Origin of the sequence: Bartonella sp. AA81SXKL (assembly GCF_042196945.1) — a bacterium.
Classification (GTDB): domain Bacteria; phylum Pseudomonadota; class Alphaproteobacteria; order Rhizobiales; family Rhizobiaceae; genus Bartonella.
Window position 1 is genome coordinate 1 of record NZ_JBHIRH010000418.1, and the last position, 541, is coordinate 541.

The window sequence follows — 541 nt, forward strand, 5'->3', positions numbered from 1 at the left end:
CTCGTAAAGCTGAATTAAAAGGTGATGGTAAAAATGGTAAATGGTTTACACCTTTACGCCTTCATATTCTCCCTAAACTAGGCTGTTTACCCGTTTCAGAGATTACGCAAACAGAGATACGCAATACCCTTTCTCCCATTTGGCATACAAAGGCTGTAATTGCTCGAACAGCATTGATACGTCTTAATCTTTGTCTCAAACATGCGGCTGCATTAGGTGTAGATGTTGATTTACAAGCTGTAGAAAAAGCAAAAGCTCTCTTAGGAAAACAACGCCATAAGGTCACTAATAGACCAGCCATGGATTGGAGAGAGGTTCCGGCTTTTTATAAAACACTCTGTGAAGCATCAACTATAACACAACTGGCTTTGCGTTTGCTTATTCTGACAGGTGTTCGTACCAATCCTTTACGTCATATTCATAAAGATCAAATTGATGGGGATATATGGACCATACCTGCTGAAAATATGAAAGGCAAGCGTGATGCCACAACAGAGTTTCGCGTGCCTTTATCAACTGAAGCATTAGACATTTTAAAACA

The 541-nt window shown here is 39.7% G+C and carries 1 protein-coding gene; it reads left to right on the top strand.

The features are described from left to right. A partial coding sequence (locus ACFINZ_RS12015; protein ID WP_375701648.1) for a tyrosine-type recombinase/integrase occupies positions 1-541 on the top strand: 541 nt, incomplete at both ends.